The sequence below is a fragment of the Streptomyces sp. NPDC032472 genome, assembly GCF_040636955.1.
Classification (GTDB): Bacteria; Actinomycetota; Actinomycetes; order Streptomycetales; family Streptomycetaceae; genus Streptomyces.
The window spans coordinates 157887-176070 of the sequence record NZ_JBEZVK010000004.1 but is presented as its reverse complement, the minus strand read 5'-3'; the positions used below and the strand labels follow the sequence as shown (position 1 = coordinate 176070).

Here is an 18184-nt window from a genome sequence, read left to right as displayed (position 1 = left end):
ATGGTGCTTCCTTCCGGTTCGTTGGATCGGGCAGGAGCGCGGCGCCGGGACGGCGGAGACTTGGCGGTTGAGGCCGTCCCGGGGCCGGTCAACGGCTCTTGAACTCCTGGCGCAGGGCGCGGACGAGGAAGAGCAGCACGACGGCACTGACCGACAGGGCGACCACGGTGACGGCGACGGCCAGGAGCAGCGAGACGGCGACGGAGGCCAAGGCGAGGACTCCGGCGATTCCGCCGGCGGCGAGGGCCAGCGCGGTACCGGGCGAGTTCTGAACGAGGCCGCCGAGGGCGCTGGAGAGCTTGGGGGTTGGAGCCGACGCGGAGCGCTCGGCGGGCGCAGGGGCCGAGCGGATGGTCGCCGGGATATACGTGTCGGGGCTGGGGTACTCGGGCTTGAACATGGGCGTTCTCCTTCCGGGGCGGGTTACTTGTTGATCGCGGTGTCGATGGCGGGGGCGAGGAAGCTGTCCGCGAGGAGGAAGCCGCCGAGGAGGATCACGGCGACGAGCCACCAGGGCGGGCGGATGAGCTTGATGCCGAGGGCGCCGACGACGATCAGAGCGAGCCAGAGCGGGACGTCCATGACGTGTGGCCTTTCGTGTCAGCTGACGCGGCAGCGGTGGGACCGGGCGGCGAGCTGGGCGGCGGTCGAGGAGCTGTAGTCGGAGGACCAGCCGCAGGAGTCGGCGGTGCAGACGGCGGCGTCCTTGGTGCGGCCGTGGCGGTCGCGGTAGGTGCCGATCTGGACGGGGCCGATCTTCATCAGCGAGCGGAAGTTGATCCGGGCGGGCATCGGGTCTCCTCAGGCGAGCTGGGCGGCGATGGCCTCGGCCATCGGGGACGGGACGCCGAGCCGGGCGCGCAGGGTCTCGGTGTCGATGTCCGAGCCGGTACGCGTTCGGTGGTCGGCGGCGATCTTCTGGGCGTGGGCGACGAGGGCGGGCGGCGCAGTGACCGGCGCGGGCAGGGCCGGGACAGGAACCGGCGGAGCCTCGGCTTCGGGGCGTGGCTCCCGCTCGACCACGGGCGGGGGTGCCGGGGCAGACTCTGGATCCGGCTCACCTGGCGAGGTAGGCCGGTGGACCAGGAGCGTGCCGCCGAGGAAGGCGAGGGCGGGCCAACCGGCGACGAGGATCCGGAGCCAGGCCGGGACGTCCCTCAGATCGAGAAGGCCGGCAGTTGCGACGTTCGCGCCGAGCGAGGCCGCGAGGGCGACAGCGAACCAGGACCAAGCCGAGCGCGAGGGCTCCCCGGCGGCCCGCAGGCTGCGCAGGCGGTGCCAGGCGGCGACGAGCAGCAGATCCACGCTGATCGGGTAGGCCCAGGCCTTCCAGCCGCGCTGTCCCGCCGCTTCGGCGAGGTCATGCAGGTGGGCGAAGGAGAGAGCCCCGGCAATGACGGCCTGGACGAGGACGGCGTCCGGTCGGACCAGGCGGGTCATGGTCTTCACCTCCTTGCAGGCATGGGGTGGGTAGGGACCTGGCGCGATGAGGCCGCGCCGACCGGGTAGGACGAGTGATCAGAAGGCAGGCGCCGAGGCGGACTTCGGCTAAACCTTGCCGACGAGGACACGCACGGGGACCGCAGGCCGGAAGCGGTCCAGCTCCGGAATGCTCGGGGTGCGGTGCGCGTGGGCGTTGCAGGTGTCCACGGCCTGGCGGAGCGTGGTGTGCGGGGCCCGGATGCGGGACCAGCCGCCGGAGGAGTCACCGGCCACGGCGGTACCGGGGCGGTCCTTGTCGATCTGGACGGCCGCGAGGACGGCGTCCGGGGAGACGTCCCCGAAGGCCATGTTCGCCGAGGTCTCGTCGTTGACGCGGTGGGCGGTACGGCCGGTGAGCTGGGCGCGGAGCATGGTGATCCCCTTGCCGAGTTCGGAGCCGAAGCGCTGCCCGCAGATCTCCAGATAGATGCCGGCGGCGCGGCCGAGCTGGGAGAGACGAACCAGGTGGGTGACGATCTGGTCCCGCCGGGCCTCCTCCGCCTTGTTGGCGGCGAGGGCCAGTTCTGCGACTTCGTCCACCAGGAGCACGACGGGTACGGGACGCAGGTGCGCGGGCAGATCCCAGATATCGGCGGTGATCTCCGCGTCCGGCAGGCAGACGCTGATGCGCTGCTCGGTCCGGATGAGCTGATAAACGCGGCCCATGTGCTCGACGAGCGCGGCGAGCAACTCGGCCGCGGCATCCGAATGGTCCGCCAGTGCAGTGAACCGCGCGGCCAGCGGGGCGAGTTCCACACCGTTCTTGCAGTCGATGCCGACGAGGGCGACGTTCTGCGGTGCGAGACCGGCGACGAGGGTGCGCTGGTAGACGGACTTCCCCGACTGAGTCGCGCCGACGTTCAGGGCGTGCGGGACCTGTCGGTAGTCCCGGTAGTGCACCTCCCCGTCCTCCCGCAGGGCCACCGGCACCCGGAGCACGTCAGAGGGCAGGACCGCAGGCATGCGCACCCGCTTGAGTACGTCGTATCCGGTCATCCGCAGCTCTACGACGCCGGACCGGATCTCCCGCGAGACGACGTTGTGGAGGGCGAAGGAGTGCCGTAGCCGATCGGAGGAAGCGGAGAAGTCGAACGCGTCCTGACCAGGGCGGAGTTTCAGCCGAAGGACGAGGCCGGTCGCGGTGGGGCGAAGCCGCAGGATGCGCGGCGACCGGGCTTCGGGGACAGGGCGGTTGCTGACCCGGGCGACAGTGAGCCGCCAGCGGGAGGGCGGGACCGTGAGCCCGCACGCATCCATCACCGAGCGATAGCGGATCAGGACGCGGATCGTCGCGAAGGTGACCCCGAAGGTCATCCAGTACCAGGTGGGCCGCAGCCAGCGCAGGAGGGGCGCGAGGGCCAGGACCACCAGCAGCGTGATCCATAAGGCGTTCATGCTCAGCCCGCCTTGGCCAGCGAGGTGACGGCGACGGCGCGGAAGCTGATGCCGTGGCGCTTCTGGCCGTTGAACTCGTTCTCCCAGGGGCGGGCCACCAGGCCGGTGAGCGCGACGGGGGTGCCCATGGCCAGTTCGCCGGAGACGTCGGGCTCCGCCACGGTCACGGAGATGACCTCGGCGTTGCCGTTCATCACGAACAGCACGTCAACAGTCATGAGGTTGCTTCCGGTCTCGTTGTCCTGCGCGACCTGACCGGTCTTCTTGTCGCGCATCTTGAGCTGCGGGGGCAGGGCAACCATGACGGTCGCGCCGCTCGTGTCGACGGGAATCTGACGCACAGATCACTCCTCTATAGAGGTCGGACTCCGCCACTCATGTATATGAGTGACATGAAGAAGAGTGCCCGACTCCTATACATGAGTCAACCCGCTACGAAGAGAAACTCGTAGCGGGCTGCGGGGAGTTGAGCGGGCGTCAGTCGCGCGCGGGGATCCTGTACTCGAAAACGAACTGGTCAGCGGCCATGAGGGTGTCGCAGACCTCGACCACACGACCTTCCTCGGTGACGGCGTCACGAAGGAGGTGAACCACCGGCGCGCCGGGACTCAGCGACAGCTCGGACGCCTCAGCCTTGGCCGCCGGCCGGGCCTGGAGCGTCTCCACGAACTCGGCGAAGACGTGGCCGTGGTCCTCCAGCCGCGCATAGATGCCACCGGGACCGGGGTTCTCGGCGAACAGCTCGGGGATGTCCTTCACCACGTCCCACGGCAGGTACGAAGTAGCCGTCTCCACGGGTGTCCCGTTCCGGAAGTACAGCCGCCGCCGGGCCAGTACCTGAGTCCCCGCGGTGACACCGAGCCGCTCCGCGACCTCCTCCGGAGCTTCCATGGGCCCGATGAACAGCACGCTCACCTTGGCCTCTGCCCCGGACTGAGCCGACTCGGCGAGGTACGCCGCCCTACCCTCCTGCCGATGCGTACGCCGGAAGCGGTCCGAGGACCGGTGCCGCACGGGCGGCCGGGCCTTCACCATCGACCCCTTGCCGTGCCGAGTCTCCACGAGCCCACTGGCCCGAACCTCCACCATGGCCTTCCGGATCGTCCCGCCGGAGACGCCGTAGCGGTCCACGAGCTCGGACTCACTCGGCACCATGTCGCCGGCGCCCAGCACCCCGGCCCGGATCTGCTGCACGATGTCATCGGCGATCTGCACGTACCTCGGTACGGCGCGGCCACCTCCCGCTGCGGTTCCCATAGTCCTTCTCTTCCTCCTATGCTCCTGTACATGAGTACGGGTTCCCCGCAGGCCAAGTCAACGCCACTGCACTCCGTGTCCGTAGCCGGGGCAGTGATCCGCGAGGACGGCCGACTCCTGGCGATCCGCCGAGCGGACAACGGAACTTGGGAGCTCCCGGGCGGAGTCCTCGAACTCACCGAGCCCCCGGAGGCCGGCGTCCGCCGCGAGGTCCTGGAGGAAACGGGCATCGAGGTCGACGTCGCCGAGCTCACCGGGGTCTACAAGAACACCACCCGAGGCATCGTCGCCCTGGTCTTCCGCTGCAAGCCGACCGGCGGGACCGAGCGCACGTCGGAGGAATCGACCGCGGTCGCCTGGCTCACCCCGGAGGAGATCTCAGCCCAGATGTCCGAGGTCTACGCGATCCGCCTCTTGGACGCCTTGGACAACGCGGGCCCCCACGTCCGCAGCCACGACGGCCGACAGCTCGCCGCGAGCACAAGGTGAAGGAATCCGCTGTGTCGGGTGACGTTGCCCTGAGCTTCGATCGCCTACCTGAGACGTTCTCCTACGATGACCTCAAGTTGACCATCGACTCGTTTGAGCACATATGCGATTCGTCGTACCTAACGATTGACCTCTACCCGACTGACACAGATGACTTGGGTGGCGCGCTCGCGCGCTTGCTGGAGCAGTGGAGCACTCAGGTCGATGGGCTCCGTGGTGTGGGTGGCACCGTCTACCTGCCGTACGACTTCTCAGACCAATGCACGGCATGGCTACGAGTGTCTTCTGCGGACGGACATGCCGCCGAGATTCAAGCCGGCTGGAGCGCCATCCCCGGATGGGGAGTCAACCCCTTCAACTACATTCCCGAGGGTCGTGAGGTATCGGACTTCAGACCACTCCCTGAGGCTCGGATCACCTGCCTACTGGGCGACCTGGCGGCCCGCATCGATGCCAACCGCATCGCCCTGGCATCCACGGGCAACTAGCGCGGTAAGACTTTCCCTACTTCATCAAGGGCGCTTCCGCCGCGCACGGCGCGGCGTCGCGCGCCCGTCGCCCCGGGCCTGCGCTCCTGTCTCCGCCCCGCTCCAGCCCGGACCGCCGGCCGCGCGCCACTGTGGCAAGGGCTTGATGGGATGAACCCGGACTGATCGGTCGGCTGACGGTCAGGACAGATGCCTCCGGCGGGGGCGCTCAGACTCCGGGATGACCGGGGCCAGTCGTGCGGCTGCCGGTCGGTTCGTGGTACGGGTGGGGAGCTGTCATCCCGTCTGCCATCGACCCAGGCAAGCCGAGCAGACACGGGTCCTGGCGTCCAGGTCGTACGTCCAGCAGGGCGCTCCACCTGGACGCCAGGACCCGCGCCCGCTCCACGTACGTGTGGGTCGATGGCAGACGGGATGACAGCAGGACTCGCTGTAGCTACGGCAGCTGAATCCGCTAACTGTGAACGAAGAGTGGGGGGGCCTGTGACGGGCGACCGGATATGCGCCTTCGAAGGGTGCGAAAAGAGAATACTGAGCAGAGGGTACTGCAGCGGGCATTACCAGCAGCTCACGAAGGGCCGTGAACTCAAGCCACTCCGCCGTTCATACGAACCCATTTGCAGCGTTACAGGTTGCACCAAGCCTCACGCATCAAGGGGATTCTGTTCAACGCATTATGCGGCGGCAGTGCGCGACGATCGCCGCAAGAGAGTTGCCGCTGGCGCGGTTCAGGACGGAGACATATGCCGCGCAAACTGCTGTGTGCGCGTTGCCGACGTGGCCGGATATTGTTCATCTCACTACAACCAACTACGGAAGCACGGATCTACTGACAGGCCAATCGGAGAGTACCGCAGCAGTAAACGCAAGACGAACGAATCCGGCGAAAGATACTGCTCTTCATGCTCCCTGTGGCTACATGTTGACGAATTCCCGACTCGCAACGGGAATCGAGAGCTACGATCCGCGTACTGCCGTATGTGCCATACCCTCCGCCGACATAACATAACTCGAGCCGATTACAACAGAATACTGAGTTGCCAGGATTTCAAGTGCGCTGTGTGCGGAGCGCAAACAAGCGACTCTCTTGGTCGGTCCTTTCACGTGGATCACGATCACTCCTGTTGCAACCAGCCGGTCGGATCCTGCGGACGGTGCATCCGAGGATTGCTCTGCAGCTCATGCAACAAAGCTGCGGGAATGCTTGGCGACTCGGCCGAGCGGGCACTAGCCCTCTCTAATTACCTCCGCCGCACCCCTATACCCGTTGCCAGTGTCAGGAACGTTCAATCCTCTGATACTCCCTAACAGCAAGCGCCCTCCCAGGCCGGCAACGGACCCTCGGAGGGCGCTCGGTGCGGCCGACGCTGATGACGGCCGGCTACTCAACCGCAGCTCAGCAGGGCGCAGCTTCACCCATGCGACCATTAGCAGGCTGATGGCGTGGGTCTGGGACTAACACGGTTCGAGTATGCACCAACTACCAGTTACGCGAAGCTGAGCGACAGGGGTGCTCCTTCAGCAAGCTTGCCGGCGCGCTGAAGCATGATCAGATCTCCTACTGTCGCATCGCGCCCCAGCCCAAGCTCCTCAACCGGAATCACCCCAGGGAAGGGAGCCGCAGAAATCGGAGTGATGTGAAGCTCACCAGGCGCCGTGGCCACAGCCAAAGCACCTGAGAATTCATCGACCCCAAGCAAATCCACTATCTTGGTCAACGGGTCCAGAAGTACTGCGCAAACGACCTTGATTCGATGCGAGTCACGCCTGGGCAGGCCCTTAATCCCATCGAGGAACGTGGGGTCTTTGACCGCCTCGCCGATAAGGTGCATGACCGCCATGCGATCAGCGGCACGTTCGTCCTGCTCTGCCACTACCTCCAAGGAGGGACGTCCATCCTTGGAGGCTTTCAGAGTCTGGGAGATGATCAGGTCGATCATGAGTGCTTCGTCACGGTTGGGGCGGCGAACTCCATCCCCGAGCCCTTGCCTCTCCAGCCACTCATTAACCTCTGCCCAGCGCCAAACCTGAGATCGCCCCACGACCCCCTCTGACGGCGGGAAAGGGTCGCCGTCTCCACGGATTCCAGCAACCCATTGCGCCACGTTCTGGCGAGTACGATTTACCCGCGTGGCAATGTCAGAAACGCCAACGAGATCGGCATCAAGCCTCAGAATAGAAACCTGAGGCAATGCGCTCTTCAGGCCATTAATCACAGAGTGGGCGGCAACCACAGGGTTGTCACCCTCGCCCGTAATGACTAGCACTTCCCTTTCCGACTGCGCGAAAAGAAGTGCATCAAAATTCTCATACAGCGCGTGTAGCGCAAGCTCATCGTCTACCGAGATGCCGTCGACGATAAAGTTAAACTCGAATTCCATCGCCGTCGCTCCCTCCACACTCGGCCCCCAGGCTGCCAGTCTCAGGCCCCGACACCCACTTGTCAATTGACAACAGGACGGATGGTGCGCCGCGGGTCCCCGGGAGGCAACGGACACCGACCGGCTGCCTGCTTGATCCGTCGCGCAGCGTTACTGGGGTTCTTGGGGGTCCCCGGGACCGGGATCGTGAGGCACGTTTCCTCGCAGGGACAGTGGAGCACCCCCCAGTGGCCGCCGGCGGTGAGCGTCCAACCTGCCGCCACTAGCTCCTTCAGGACGTCGCGGAGGTCCTTCTTGGTGTGAGAAGACGGATCAAGCGCATGTCCACCCATAGCGTGAACCCCCCTACTTGGGCCGCACGAATCGCACGATCATACCTATGTGCCGGAGTGGGATGGGTGCGGCCACTGGCTCACGCGGGAGTCTCGTTGCTCAGTCTGAGCCGAGCCTGCGACCAGACCCGGCCTATTTGCGGACAGGTAGCTCATGATGGTGTGCCAAGCCGTGGGCGACCTGCACCGATGCTCCAGGCAAGCGCGGCCTCCGCCGTGTGCACACGCTTCTACCAGCCTGCCGCAAGGTGGAGCCGGGATAGAGTGCTCAGCATGTCTGGTGGTCCCCCTGCGTGCCCCCAGTGCGGGCAGTCGATGACGAGTCGGGGCTTTGCCCTGTTCCTGCGGGAGGACGACGGTCTGCGGACTTGTGGGGCGCTTTGGCGGTGCCCGAGGAAGCTGGTGCGGTGGCACTGGGCGGATCGGCCGGACAAGCCCATGGAGCTCTGCCCAACTCCGCAGCTGTTCGGCGGGTGACTGTGCCGGCGGTCGGGCGGCGTGTCCTTCGCGTGCCCGGTTGGGGGGCGTTGCGCGGGGAGTGGCGGGAAACGGCGGCAGAGCGGTCGGGGAGCTGCAGGTCAGGGAGTTGGCTGGTCAGGGGGTAGGCGCGTGCGCGTCTTCCAAACTAGTGCTCGGGCAGTTGCGGCTGGTTCTCGCCCTATCTGCATGCGGTCATCAGCCCCACTCTGGGCGTCAGGAAGTATCGCGATCGTAGGGGGTCGGGAATGGCCAAGCGACGACGGCCGCAGCCCAGGGACAACCGAGGGCGGTTCACGACGACCGGCGTCCCACTCTGGCTGGGTGTCCTAGTGGTGGTCGTGCTGGTGTACTCGTTCCTCCGCTAGCGGGCTGTGCGCCGAGGCAGCCCATGCAAGGTACCCCTGCAAGCTGCGGCCTATTCGTGGACTGACCGGGCAGCCGACGCTACCCCGAGACCCCTGACCTGCTGAAACGCGTGAGACGCACGGGCCCTCCGGAGCCGTGTGCGGGTAGACGGCGCCTCCAAGCAGCGAAGCCCCACGTTCTGTTTGGGGCTTCGCTGCCGTTGGTCTGCGGTGTTGCCGTTAAGCCACTGGAGATGCGTCGTCGTGTCGGGCGTGAGGGGCCTGCGTTGGTATCGGTAGGCGGTGGCCGCGGCTGGTTGCTACGCGGACCGCGTCTTTGAGGGCTCCGATCAGATCCGTTGCCAGCTGGTGGAGTTCCTCCGTGCCTGCTTCGTTGTCAGCCAGTACTTCGAGCGCGTGGTCCAGGAGCTCGACCGCCAGGCCGAGCTGTGCCGCTTCGGTGTTGTCGGCCAAGCGGGACAGGTAGCCGCCGTTGTCGTCGGTGCTCAGGAAGCAGGGCTTGCCGTCGGGGCCCGTCCAGGGGAGGAGCCGCAGCTCGCTGTAGGTTGTCATCCCTTCGTGCTCCTTGCTTCGCTCGTGTGGTGGGTGGTGAAGACGGCGTCAGCGCGGTCGCTGGGGAGGGCCAGGAGCGTCGCCTCGACCACGCGTCCCGCGATGTCCGTCGCCACGCGGGTGATCGAGAGAACAGCCAGGGTCGAGCTGATGCGAAGCACCTTCGCTTCGTCCGGCGTTGGGAGGCGGGCGCTGACCTTCTCTTGGACTTCGGCCAGCAGAGGGCGAAGGGTCGCCTGCTGCGCCACTATCCCTTCGGGTAAGGAAGACCCGCCAAGTGTGTCGGCCGGCACCGGGTCTCGGGGGACGTAGATGCGGGCCAAGCTGTGGGGCGACTTGTCCTCGTAGGTGACACAGAGGAACTCGGTCAACGGGCTGTGTGGCGACACCTTGAGTAGGGCAGCCAGGTAGCCCTGCGCTCGGAGGTGTGTGGTGTGCACGCTGACTTGGTGGGCCTCGTTGATTACGCCCGGTGTGGCGCCTCCGCCGAGGTACGTGACTCTGGGGAGGTGGTGGCGGACGAAGTTGCCGCTGCCGTGGATCTTCTCGACCAGCCCTTCGCTCTGGAGGAGGGCGAGGGCATTTCGGAGCGTCGGGGTGCTGACCTTGTAGTGGGCGGCGAGTTGCGCCTCAGAGGGGAGGCGTTCGCCGGCCTTCAAGCGGCCCGCTGAGATCTCCTTGCGGAGGTCGTCGGCGATGGCTTGGCGTCGGGAAGGCACGGGCTGGATCACCACTTCCTCATCATCCGGAGGGCGACGAGCCGGGTCCGGGCCTGCATAGTGAGCAGCTCACCCGACTCGAAGACGAGTCGTTTGGCTCCGGCAGGCAGTTGGATGAGGTCAGCCACACGGCATGGCTGTCCGCCTAACTGGATGACGTCCCCGCGTTGCACGCTGATCGAGGTGATCTCGACGTTGATGGCGAGCGCACCACTCGGTGCCCATCCCCTCACCGGGCCACCTGCCGCGGCTTGTACGGATCAGCCGCCGTGTGGCACGAGCAGTCGCATGCCTCGTAGATCACGGGAACATCGACCGGTCCCGTGGCGGGGGACGACTGCGCGCACTCTCGATGTGTGCCGATCGAGCACGAGACGGACCGGAAGGGGCCTGCCCCCGCGTAGGTCGCGCGGGGCTGCTGGTGGGGAGGCATCAGAGGACCCCCTCCCGGCCGGGCCAGGTGAAGGCCGAACGGCGGCGTGGTCCGCGCTTCGGTAGGGGGCGCCCACTGGTGCGGGCGGTCGTGGGGACCATACGGTTGAACACGCTGATCAGCTCCTATCGCTGATGGCCAGGTCCCCGGACATCGCCCGTCGCGGGGACCGCTTTGCGTACGGCGGCCCAGAGGGTGCGGCCGGTCAAGCTGCTGGCGAGGAGCCCGAATCGATCGGCCTCCGCCACCACTTCCAGGACCTCCCGCCACGAATCGGCGGGCAGTACTTCCGGCACCTCCGCTTCGATCGACGTGTACGTGGCGTGCCGCTCCACACGTGTGGTCAGTCCGAGGGCGGACAGCTGGGCGGCGATGTCCTCGGCCCTTGCTTCCGAAGCGGGCACAGGAGGGCCTCCGTCGCCAATTGATCACGTTGAGTGAAGCTAGTTAACTAGATTAGAGCTAGTGGACTAGATTTTCCACATGCCTGAGCAGCCGCCTTATCTCCGCATCGCCGACGTACTGCGGCAGCGGATCGCGGAGCACGAGTGGACCCCCGGTGATCGGCTCCCCTCGCGTGCCCAGATCGCCGAGGAGTGCGGTGTCGGGGAGAATGTGGTCCGGCGTGCGCAGGAGTTGTTGATCTCCCAGGGCGTGCTGGAGGGCCGTGCAGGTTCGGGTACGTACGTCGCGGAGCCCCGGCAGCGCGTGCGTGTGGTCCGTTCCTCGGCCCGGGAGCAACGCGGCGGATCTCCGTTCCGTGCCGATATGCAGGTCCTGGGCAAACAGGGCAACTGGGAGAGCCGCACCGAGGCCAAGGTCCCCGCGTCGGCCGAGATCGCAGCACGCCTTGGGATCGTCGAGGGCGATCTGTGTGTCCGCACGGTCTATGAATTCCTGGCCGACGGTCGGCCGGTGCAGTTGTCGACGAGTTGGGAGCCGTACCAGCTCACCGCCGGCACCCTCGTTGTGCTGCCTGAGGGTGGACCCCACGCCGGGGCGGGCGTCGTGAACCGGATGGCCGAGATCGGCATCACGGTCAGCCACGCCGTCGAACAGCCGGAGCCGCGGCAGGCGACGGCCGAGGAGGCGTCGCTCCTGGGGATCCAGAAGGCGGCCCTGGTGACCCATATCCGACGGACCTACTACAGCGATCAGGGTCAGCCCGTGGAGACGGCGGACATCGTCATCCCCGTCGCGCTGTGCGAGATCGTCTACGAGGTCCCGATCAGCCGCTAGCCCGGCGTGGGAGATAGCCCCTCGGAGGAGCGTTCAGCCGGTGGCCTACGCTCCTGGCCATGCGTAACGAGAGGCACGACGAGCCGCTGTCGGACGAGGAGTTGGAGCTCTTCCTCCAGTACCTGCACCGATACGCCATCCACGATGTCGATCAGTGGCAGAACCTGCGGGTGGGCTCCGAGGAGTTTCCCGTCTACGTGACGCTCAGCAGGAAGCCCCCGCCGGGAGCCGAGCCGTCCGCCTATGCCCGGCCGTAAGGCAGGGATCCGGTGCCGGGGCCGTTCCGCTGACATCCAGCGCTGACATCAACGGGCACGGACAGGCGCAGCAGCAGGCGGTTACTGGTAGCCCGGTTGGGCGCCCGTCCGGGACCGCCCACAGGGTGTGGATCGAACTCCTAAAGCGGGTGTCGCAGGTTCGAATCCTGCCGGGGGCACCAGAAGAGACGGCCCGGAGCACTCACGCTCCGGGCCGTTTTGGCATGCAGGGCGGCAGCACCAACGCCTGCCCCGGCCACGCGCCCACCGCCGGGCACTGCGACCGCTACCCCCGGCCGCCATGCCGTACGCAAGGAGCCGCGGATTAGCCCCCCAGCCCCTGACTCGAGACGGCAGGTCACCCCCGCGGATGCGGGGAGCAGTCTTCGAATCGGCGCTGGCCGTCTCGAATCCGGGGGTCATCCCCGCGTGTGCGGGGAGCAGGAAGAGCGCGCAGACGGACTTCCCGTCCCGTACGGGTTCATCCCCGCGTGTGCGGGGAGCAGGCTGGAGGGTTGCACGTAGAGGTGCGCCAGGAGGGGTCATCCCCGCGTGTGCGGGGAGCAGCATCGACCACCCTCAACCGGGCGTCGCGGAGGGGGTCATCCCCGCGTGTGCGGGGAGCAGGTCGTGAGCGACTACCCCGAGATCGCCGCCCGGGGGTCATCCCCGCGTGTGCGGGGAGCAGGACCGATGGCACAAGGCCCGCACCCGCCGGCGGGGGTCATCCCCGCGTGTGCGGGGAGCAGAACGCCGCCCTGAACGCGGCGGCGACGGCCTGGGGGTCATCCCCGCGTGTGCGGGGAGCAGTGTAGTGAGCTGGAATCCACACACGGTGGTGAGGGGTCATCCCCGCGTGTGCGGGGAGCAGGCTTTCTGGCCTGGGACTCTACCCGGGCCGCCGAGCCTTCTGCTTCGCTTTCAGCGAATCCGACAAGAGGCGCAGCCGCGACAAAACGCCCCACGTGCGCGAACGGCCACAACTGGCCGGCGTCGGCTTTGGGCGGGCGGGGCCCGTGGAGGGCCCCGGCCCGTGGGGGTGTGCGGGAGCCCTTCCGGCCGGCGGGGGCGGAAGGGCTGCGGTTGTGGTCGACGGGGGTCAGCTCAGGCCCTTGGTGCGCTCGCCGATGCGGTCGCCCACCGGCGCACCGGCCCGCTTGAGGGCCGCCTTGGTGTGCAGCCCGCCCTTGACCTTGCTCCGCACCGGGCCGTCGAAGCCGTGCCCCTTCGGCTGCGGGGCGTGCCCCGGCTCGGGCGTGCGGAGATCAACCTTCTGCTCTTTGCTCATCCCGTCGTCAACTCCTCGGGAAGCACCCAATCGGACTATTTGGGATCCTATGCAGATATGGGAAGGGGCGCACCCGGGCGCCGGGCGGCGCACCCATCCGTCACGGTCGCGGCGCCGCGTGGACCAGGTCCTCCGGGCAGGGTGTTCCCCGGGGCAGCTGGTACTTCGCCGCGACTCGGTACTGCCCCGGCGCCGGGGCCAGCAGCTCCGTCCACACGTCCCCGGCGGCGTCGGGGGCCGCCTTGAACAGGCACCCGGCCGTGTTGGCGTACTCCCTCGGGCGCGCACCCGCGCCCGCGCCCCCGCCGCCACCGCGGGCCCGCGAGGCGAAGGTCTCCTGCGGCGGCGGCACCGCCCTGCCCGCGGTGTCCACCAGCCCCAGCCACGGCGAGTGCGGGATCCGCACCAGCACCCGCCCGGCCGCCTGCACGTCGATGACCAGCTGGTCCGCACCGGCGCGGACCACGGTGGCCGGCCCCGCCACCAGGTCCGTGGGCCGGTCGACCTTGAACAGCTGCCAGTTCTCGTCCCCCCACACCGGCTGCAGGTACGGCAGCCCCGCGCGCACCAGCTTCGCCTCGGCCTCACCCCCCGAGTCGGGTTTGTCGGCGGGCAGCACCACGTAGTGCACGGCCCAGCGCTCCAGCCAGGCCCGGTAGCTCTCGGCGTCGAGGGTGTCGTCGTAGAAGAGCGGGTTGCGCTCCAGGTCGGCCTGGCGGTTCCAGCCGCGGGCGAGGTTCACGTACGCGGGGAAGGCCGAGGACTCGCGGTGGCTGCTGGCGGGGACCACCTCGACGCGGCCGCGCTCGGCGCCCGCCTTGCGCAGCTGGTCCACCAGGGGGGCCAGCTCCCGGTTCCAGGCTGCCACCGGGGTGGTGCGGACGATGTCCGTGATGCTGTTGGTGGTGATCCACACGGTCAGCCCGGCGAACGCGGCGATCACCGCGCGGCGGCGCCGCGAGCCCGGCGCGGCGTACGGCACCGCCGCCAGCAGGACCGCGCCGCCGAACAGCATGACCATCCGGGTGACGTTCGAGCCGACCTGGGAGTCGATGGCCCAGGTCAGGAACACACCGAGGACGTAGACGGCCGCGGCGATCCGGACCGTCTTCCACCGCTTCGGCACGAGCAGGGCGATGGCCAGCCCGAACACGAACGGCAGCCACGCCGAGCCCAGCTTCATCGGCTGCGTCCCGGAGAACGGGAACAGCCAGGCCGACAGCCCGACCACCGCCACCGGTGCCAGCCCCAGCGCGTACGCCCCCGGCCGCCGCCGGCTCAGGAACAGCGCGGCCGCGACCACCCCGAGGAACAGCCCGGCGACCGGGCTGGCGGCGGTGGCGAGCCCGGCGAGCGGGGCCGCCACCGCGGCCTTGGCCCAGCGGCGGACGGCCCACTTGCGGGGCCAGCAGAAGACGGCGGCGACCGCGCCGAGGGCGAACATCGCGCCGAGCCCGAAGGTGACCCGCCCGGACATCGCGTTGCAGAAGAGCCCGTACACCCCGGCGAGGGCGGGCCACAGCGGCCGGCGGACGGCGCCGCGGCAGCGGGTCAGGATCAGGGCGAGCAGCCCCGCGGAGACGGTGCCGGCGGCCATCATGGTCGTCCGGACGCCGATCATGTACATCACGTACGGCGAGACCACGCTGTACGAGACGGGGTGCATGCCTCCGTACCAGGCGAGGTTGTACGCCGAGTCCGGATGCCGGCCGACGAACTCGGCCCAGGCGTCCTGCGCGGCCAGGTCGCCGCCGCTGTTGGCGAAGGTGAAGAACCAGACGACGTGCAGCACCGCGGCGACGGCGGTCGCGACGGCCACCGGATGCCGCTCGGCCCACCCCAGGACCCCGGGCGCGGAGCCGCTCGCGGCGGCTCCCCCGGGCGCGGCGGACCCGCCGGCGGCGGCCGCGGCGGGCCCCCGGCTGTGCTGCTGTTCAGCGGTGGTCACTGCTCACTGCCCTACTCCCCCACCCGGTTCGAACACCTGCGTCCCCGTTCCGGGTCCTAGACGCGCTCCGGCGCCCCGGGGTTGCCCGGGGCGCCGGTATCACGCGGTCACGGTCACCGGTGGCGGCCGTCAGCCGACACGGGTCAGTTTGGCGCCGAGGCCCGGCGCGGCGAGGTCGCTCTTCAGCGCCACCGGCACCTTCACCTGGCTGGCCCCCTCGCCGACGGTCAGCACGCCGACCTCGGTGCCCGCCTTGGCGGTCTGCGGGAGCTTGGCCTCGCCGTTGCCGAGCTTGAGTGCGACGCTGAGCGACGGCCAGCCGACCGCCTCCACGTCGGCCGTGGCGACGACCGGGGTGTGGCCGCCGAGGCCGTCGTCCACGTACCCGACGGTGTCGCCCTTCTTCACGACGGTCGCGTTGACCAGCGACTTCTGCGTGGCCAGCATCAGCGCCTTGCTGGCCGCGATGGCGGTGTCGAGGATCGGGGTGCCGTGCTGGCCGAGGACCGCGCCGACGATCAGCTGGTTGGTCTTGCCGACCTTCTTCTCCGCGGCGAAGAGCAGGTTGCCGCCGGCCTTGGTGGTGGAGCCGGTCTTGATGCCGAGGGCGCCGTTGCCGGGGATGAGGTGGTTCCAGTTCGGCCAGGACCTGCCGTAGGGGTCGACCCAGCTCACCAGCTTGGTGATCGCGATCAGCTCGGGCATCTCCACGACCTTCAGGCCCAGCTTGACCTGGTCCTCGGCGGTGCTGACCGTCGTCGCGTCCAGACCCGAGGGGTCGGTGTACGTGGTGTTGGTCATGCCGAGTTCCTTGGCGGTGTCGTTCATCTTCTTGACGAACGCTTCCTGGTCGCCGCCGGTGTCCCAGCGGGCGAGCAGCCGCGCGACGTTGTTCGCCGACGGGATCATGATCGCGGCGAGGGCGTCGTACTCGGTGATCTTGTCGCCCTCCTTCAGCGTGTTGACCGTCGACTCGCCCTCGGAGTCCTTCTTGCCGTCATCGACCGCCGCCTTGTCGATGTCGATCATCGGACCCTTCTCACCCTTCTTCATGGGGTGGTTCTTCAGAATCACGTACGCCGTCATCGTCTTGGCGACGCTGCCGATCGCGATCGGCTTCTGCTCGCCGAAGGTGCCGACGGTCCCGAGGCCGGACGCCGCCATGTACGCCTGGCCCTCCTTGGGCCAGGGCAGGGTCGGGGCGGCGCCGTCGAAGGTGTACGTGCTCTTCGCGGTCATCTTCAGCGTCGGCTCGGGCAGCGGGCGCACCAGCTGCACGACGGCCAGGATGATCAGCAGTAGGACGACGAGCGGGGCGTAGATCTTGAACCGGCGGACGACGGTCCGCATCGGGGTCGGCGGCGGGGGCGGGTTGTTCGTGAGGTCCGCCAGCATGTCGAGCGGCGGCTTGGGCGGCAGCGGCTGCTGCGTGGTCCGCTCGGACGGGTCCAGCCCGGCCGAGGGGGCCGGCTTCGGCGCCGTCGCCGTCGCCGGGCGCGCGGCTCCGGCGGCGGGCTTCGCGGGCCCGCCGTCCGCACGCAGCGGCACGAAGGTGCTGGCCTTCTCGCCGCCGACCGACTTCGGCGGCACGGGCCGGGACGCGACGGGCTTGTCCCCACCCGCCGCCTTCCCGCCCTTGCCGTCACCGGCCGGCCCTGCGGCAGCCTTGTCCGCGCCTGCGGCGGCCCCCGGCTTCGGGGCGCGGAAGACGGCGGTGCGCTCGCTGTCGTCCGCGTCGCCGTCGGCGGCCGGCTTGGCCGGGCCCGACGGCTTCTTCGGCTGGAAGACGGAAGCCGAGCCGCTGCCCGCGGCACCCCCCGCGGCCTTGTCCGTGCCCGCGGCGGACCGGGGGTCCGCAGCGCGGCCGCTGTCGGCCGACTCGACGTCGCCGCCGGACCGCCCGGCGGCCGGCTTCACGGCGCCCGGCTTCGGGGCGCGGAAGACGGCGGTGCGCTCGCTGTCGTCCGCGTCACCGTCGGCGGCCGGCTTGGCCGGGCCCGACGGCTTCTTCGGCTGGAAAACGGAAGCCGAGCCGCTGCCCGCGGCACCCCCCGCGGCCTTGTCCGTGCCCGCGGCGGACCGGGGGTCCGCAGCGCGGCCGCTGTCGGCCGACTTGACGTCGCCGCCGGACCGCCCGGTAGCACCGCCCGGGCCCGAAGCGGAAGCGGACGGCTTGTCCGTCCCCGTGGCGCCCGGCTTCACGGCACGGAAGACCGCGGTGCGCTCGCTGTCGGCCGCGTCGCCGTCGCCGGCCGGCTTGGCCGGAGCGGAAGCGGAAGCCGACGCCTTCTTCGGCTGGAACAGGGACCCGCGCTCACTGCCGGCGGACTCGACGTCACCCGACGGCTCGGCGGCAGAAGCGGAAGCCGAGGTCTGCTTCGGCTGGAAGAGCGAGCCGCGGCCGCTGTCGGCGGAGTCGACGTCGGCCGACCGCTCGGCGGCCTTGTCCGCCGAAGCGGAAGCGGACGGCTTGTCCTCGCCCGCCGCGGGGCGGCCGCTGTCGTCGGAGTCGGCCTCGGCCGGCTTGGTGTCCCGGGACACGGCGGAAGGGGCGTCGATGCGCGGGGCGCGGAAGACGGCGGTGCGCTCGGGGTCCGCGGTCGACTTGGCGGCGGCCGAAGCGGAAGCAGAAGCGGAGTCGAACTTCGGCGCCCGGAAGACGGCGGTGCGCTCGCTGTCGGCGGGGTCGGAGCCCACTGCGGCCTTGTCGTCCTCCGGGTCGGAGTCGAACTTCGGCTCGCGGAAGACGGCCGCCCGGGCGGGCGCCGAACCCGGTTCGGAGTCCACTCGACCGGAGGACGGGGAAGCCTTCGGGTCCGCGGCAGAACCGGCGGAACCGCCGGAGCCGGACTCGGCGTCATCCCCCGCGTCCACACCCGCGTCCCCATCCGAGTCCGCATCCGCATCCGCGGTGGCGGTGCGCGCCGACGACGCCGACGACGCCGACGACGAGGTCGGCTTCACCGCATCACGGCCAGCCTCCCCACCCGAGTCACCCGGGTCACCCGAGTCACCCCTGTCATCCGACTTGTCATCCGAGCGATCCACGGACTCGGGATCCCGCGGCCGGAAAACCGAC

Annotated in this window: 20 protein-coding genes and 1 CRISPR repeat array; of the genes, 5 read left to right on the top strand and 15 right to left on the bottom strand. The window is 69.0% G+C overall.

Going from position 1 to position 18184, the window contains the following annotated elements:
- Nucleotides 1–88: 88 nt before the first annotated feature.
- The 7 genes from AB0F11_RS04070 to AB0F11_RS04040 all read right to left on the bottom strand — a co-directional run bounded on the left by AB0F11_RS04070 (nucleotide 89) and on the right by AB0F11_RS04040 (nucleotide 4134).
- Nucleotides 89–400, bottom strand: a complete 312-nt coding sequence (locus tag AB0F11_RS04070; RefSeq protein WP_362168115.1) for a SpdD protein — start codon at nucleotides 398–400, stop codon at nucleotides 89–91.
- Between the two features lie 23 nt (nucleotides 401–423).
- Nucleotides 424–582, bottom strand: a complete 159-nt coding sequence (locus AB0F11_RS04065) for a hypothetical protein (RefSeq protein WP_107087187.1) — start codon at nucleotides 580–582, stop codon at nucleotides 424–426.
- A gap of 18 nt (nucleotides 583–600) precedes the next feature.
- On the bottom strand, nucleotides 601–792 hold the full coding sequence (locus AB0F11_RS04060) for a mobile element transfer protein (protein WP_361712970.1): 192 nt from the start codon (nucleotides 790–792) through the stop codon (nucleotides 601–603).
- A 9-nt stretch (nucleotides 793–801) separates the two neighbouring features.
- Complete coding sequence (locus AB0F11_RS04055; RefSeq protein ID WP_362168112.1) at nucleotides 802–1440, bottom strand: DUF2637 domain-containing protein; 639 nt, start codon at nucleotides 1438–1440, stop codon at nucleotides 802–804.
- 108 nt (nucleotides 1441–1548) lie between these two features.
- Nucleotides 1549–2877: an FtsK/SpoIIIE domain-containing protein gene (locus AB0F11_RS04050; protein ID WP_362168111.1), complete on the bottom strand. Its 1329-nt coding sequence runs from the start codon at nucleotides 2875–2877 to the stop codon at nucleotides 1549–1551.
- Between the two features lie 2 nt (nucleotides 2878–2879).
- A complete protein-coding gene (locus AB0F11_RS04045; protein WP_362168108.1) occupies nucleotides 2880–3218 on the bottom strand; it encodes a hypothetical protein in 339 nt (112 codons plus the stop codon).
- Between the two features lie 136 nt (nucleotides 3219–3354).
- On the bottom strand, nucleotides 3355–4134 hold the full coding sequence (locus tag AB0F11_RS04040; RefSeq protein ID WP_362168106.1) for a GntR family transcriptional regulator: 780 nt from the start codon (nucleotides 4132–4134) through the stop codon (nucleotides 3355–3357).
- Nucleotides 4135–4152: 18 nt separating this feature from the next.
- On the opposite strand from AB0F11_RS04040, the gene AB0F11_RS04035 reads away from it, so the two are divergent.
- From AB0F11_RS04035 to AB0F11_RS04025, 3 genes are all read left to right on the top strand, one after another.
- Nucleotides 4153–4623, top strand: coding sequence for an NUDIX domain-containing protein (locus AB0F11_RS04035; protein WP_362168103.1), 471 nt, complete (start codon nucleotides 4153–4155; stop codon nucleotides 4621–4623).
- Between the two features lie 11 nt (nucleotides 4624–4634).
- A complete protein-coding gene (locus AB0F11_RS04030; RefSeq protein WP_362168101.1) occupies nucleotides 4635–5111 on the top strand; it encodes a hypothetical protein in 477 nt (158 codons plus the stop codon).
- A gap of 189 nt (nucleotides 5112–5300) precedes the next feature.
- Complete coding sequence (locus AB0F11_RS04025) at nucleotides 5301–6419, top strand: endonuclease domain-containing protein (protein ID WP_362168098.1); 1119 nt, start codon at nucleotides 5301–5303, stop codon at nucleotides 6417–6419.
- 179 nt (nucleotides 6420–6598) lie between these two features.
- On the opposite strand, the gene AB0F11_RS04020 is transcribed toward AB0F11_RS04025, so the two are convergent.
- The 5 genes from AB0F11_RS04020 to AB0F11_RS04000 form a co-directional block, all read right to left on the bottom strand.
- Nucleotides 6599–7492 (bottom strand): hypothetical protein, encoded by an 894-nt coding sequence (locus AB0F11_RS04020; RefSeq protein ID WP_362168096.1) that lies wholly within the window; start codon nucleotides 7490–7492, stop codon nucleotides 6599–6601.
- Nucleotides 7493–8888: 1396 nt separating this feature from the next.
- The gene (locus AB0F11_RS04015; RefSeq protein WP_362168094.1) at nucleotides 8889–9221 is read right to left on the bottom strand and encodes a hypothetical protein; all 333 of its coding nucleotides are present in this window, start codon (nucleotides 9219–9221) and stop codon (nucleotides 8889–8891) included.
- A complete protein-coding gene (locus tag AB0F11_RS04010) occupies nucleotides 9218–9952 on the bottom strand; it encodes a GntR family transcriptional regulator (protein WP_362168205.1) in 735 nt (244 codons plus the stop codon). The genes AB0F11_RS04015 and AB0F11_RS04010 overlap by 4 nt, the downstream gene beginning before the upstream one ends.
- On the bottom strand, nucleotides 9949–10173 hold the full coding sequence (locus AB0F11_RS04005) for a hypothetical protein (protein ID WP_362168091.1): 225 nt from the start codon (nucleotides 10171–10173) through the stop codon (nucleotides 9949–9951). The genes AB0F11_RS04010 and AB0F11_RS04005 overlap by 4 nt, the downstream gene beginning before the upstream one ends.
- Nucleotides 10174–10498: 325 nt before the next feature.
- A complete protein-coding gene (locus AB0F11_RS04000) occupies nucleotides 10499–10777 on the bottom strand; it encodes a hypothetical protein (protein ID WP_362168089.1) in 279 nt (92 codons plus the stop codon).
- Nucleotides 10778–10856: 79 nt separating this feature from the next.
- Between AB0F11_RS04000 and AB0F11_RS03995 the strand changes: the two genes are divergently transcribed.
- The gene (locus AB0F11_RS03995; RefSeq protein WP_362168086.1) at nucleotides 10857–11612 is read left to right on the top strand and encodes a GntR family transcriptional regulator; all 756 of its coding nucleotides are present in this window, start codon (nucleotides 10857–10859) and stop codon (nucleotides 11610–11612) included.
- Between the two features lie 59 nt (nucleotides 11613–11671).
- On the top strand, nucleotides 11672–11869 hold the full coding sequence (locus tag AB0F11_RS03990) for a hypothetical protein (RefSeq protein WP_362168083.1): 198 nt from the start codon (nucleotides 11672–11674) through the stop codon (nucleotides 11867–11869).
- Nucleotides 11870–12223: 354 nt separating this feature from the next.
- A CRISPR array of direct repeats spans nucleotides 12224–12740; the repeat unit is 29 nt; unit sequence GGGGTCATCCCCGCGTGTGCGGGGAGCAG.
- Between the two features lie 228 nt (nucleotides 12741–12968).
- On the opposite strand, the gene AB0F11_RS03985 is transcribed toward AB0F11_RS03990, so the two are convergent.
- The 3 genes from AB0F11_RS03985 to AB0F11_RS03975 all read right to left on the bottom strand — a co-directional run bounded on the left by AB0F11_RS03985 (nucleotide 12969) and on the right by AB0F11_RS03975 (nucleotide 17892).
- Nucleotides 12969–13157: a hypothetical protein gene (locus AB0F11_RS03985; protein ID WP_362168081.1), complete on the bottom strand. Its 189-nt coding sequence runs from the start codon at nucleotides 13155–13157 to the stop codon at nucleotides 12969–12971.
- Between the two features lie 100 nt (nucleotides 13158–13257).
- Nucleotides 13258–15105, bottom strand: a complete 1848-nt coding sequence (locus AB0F11_RS03980) for an MFS transporter (protein WP_362168079.1) — start codon at nucleotides 15103–15105, stop codon at nucleotides 13258–13260.
- Nucleotides 15106–15234: 129 nt separating this feature from the next.
- Nucleotides 15235–17892, bottom strand: coding sequence for a hypothetical protein (locus AB0F11_RS03975; protein ID WP_362168076.1), 2658 nt, complete (start codon nucleotides 17890–17892; stop codon nucleotides 15235–15237).
- Between the last annotated feature and the right edge of the window lie 292 nt (nucleotides 17893–18184).

Bases quoted from the DNA above. Each gene is read 5' to 3' on its own strand.
- AB0F11_RS04065 (WP_107087187.1), bottom strand. From the start codon at position 582: ATGGACGTCCCGCTCTGGCTCGCTCTGATCGTCGTCGGCGCCCTCGGC.
- AB0F11_RS03985 (WP_362168081.1), bottom strand. From the start codon at position 13,157: ATGAGCAAAGAGCAGAAGGTTGATCTCCGCACGCCCGAGCCGGGGCAC.
- AB0F11_RS04050 (WP_362168111.1), bottom strand. From the start codon at position 2,877: ATGAACGCCTTATGGATCACGCTGCTGGTGGTCCTGGCCCTCGCGCCC.
- AB0F11_RS04035 (WP_362168103.1), top strand. From the start codon at position 4,153: ATGCTCCTGTACATGAGTACGGGTTCCCCGCAGGCCAAGTCAACGCCA.
- AB0F11_RS04025 (WP_362168098.1), top strand. From the start codon at position 5,301: ATGCCTCCGGCGGGGGCGCTCAGACTCCGGGATGACCGGGGCCAGTCG.
- AB0F11_RS04070 (WP_362168115.1), bottom strand. From the start codon at position 400: ATGTTCAAGCCCGAGTACCCCAGCCCCGACACGTATATCCCGGCGACC.
- AB0F11_RS04040 (WP_362168106.1), bottom strand. From the start codon at position 4,134: ATGGGAACCGCAGCGGGAGGTGGCCGCGCCGTACCGAGGTACGTGCAG.
- AB0F11_RS03990 (WP_362168083.1), top strand. From the start codon at position 11,672: ATGCGTAACGAGAGGCACGACGAGCCGCTGTCGGACGAGGAGTTGGAG.
- AB0F11_RS04060 (WP_361712970.1), bottom strand. From the start codon at position 792: ATGCCCGCCCGGATCAACTTCCGCTCGCTGATGAAGATCGGCCCCGTC.
- AB0F11_RS04055 (WP_362168112.1), bottom strand. From the start codon at position 1,440: ATGACCCGCCTGGTCCGACCGGACGCCGTCCTCGTCCAGGCCGTCATT.
- AB0F11_RS04020 (WP_362168096.1), bottom strand. From the start codon at position 7,492: ATGGAATTCGAGTTTAACTTTATCGTCGACGGCATCTCGGTAGACGAT.
- AB0F11_RS03995 (WP_362168086.1), top strand. From the start codon at position 10,857: ATGCCTGAGCAGCCGCCTTATCTCCGCATCGCCGACGTACTGCGGCAG.
- AB0F11_RS04015 (WP_362168094.1), bottom strand. From the start codon at position 9,221: ATGACAACCTACAGCGAGCTGCGGCTCCTCCCCTGGACGGGCCCCGAC.